The organism is Micromonospora sp. L31, assembly GCF_052068075.1.
Lineage (GTDB): Bacteria > Actinomycetota > Actinomycetes > Mycobacteriales > Micromonosporaceae > Micromonospora > Micromonospora purpureochromogenes.
The window spans coordinates 1-604 of the sequence record NZ_JBQHDC010000033.1; the positions used below are offsets into that span (position 1 = coordinate 1).

At 68.5% G+C, this 604-nt stretch carries 1 protein-coding gene; it reads left to right on the forward strand.

What is annotated here, in order from left to right; genetic code table 11:
* The coding region (locus ACTMS9_RS30650; RefSeq protein ID WP_441166633.1) for a C39 family peptidase at positions 1–603 on the forward strand (603 nt) is incomplete at its 5' end.
* Position 604: the final 1 nt, after the last annotated feature.

Below are 604 nucleotides of genomic sequence, written 5' to 3' on the forward strand. Positions count from 1 at the left end.
GCCGCTACCGCCGGTGGGATCGCCGGCCCGGCCCTCGCCGCGCACGCCGCCCCCACCGCGTCGATGCAGGCCGACCGTAAGTCGCACGGCGAGCGGGAACTCAACGTGCGCTACGAGGCCCAGCCGAACTTCTACTACTGCGGCCCCGCCGCCACCCGCAACGCCCTCTCCGTACAGGGCAAGAACATCGACGTCGACGCCATGGCCAAGGAAATGGGCACCACCGAGGCCGGCACCAACAGCATCAACGACATCACCCCCGTCCTGAACAAGGAAACCGGCAAGAAGGACGCCTACCGGTCGGTGGAGATCCGCGACAGCAAGGCCGACCGCAAGCAGACCGACAAGCTGCGCACCGACATCGTCCGCACCATCGACGACGGCCGCGCCGTGGTCGCCAACATCGCCGGCACCGCCACCGACACCGACGGCACCACCCACTCCTTCGAAGGCGGCCACTACATCAGCGTCGTGGGCTACACCAACGGCGGCAACACCGTCACCATCGCCGACTCCGCCAACCCCAACCAGGCCTCCTACCGGATGAGCGTCGACAACCTCGCCGACTGGATCGCCACCCGCGGCTACTCCGCCACCGCCTGAC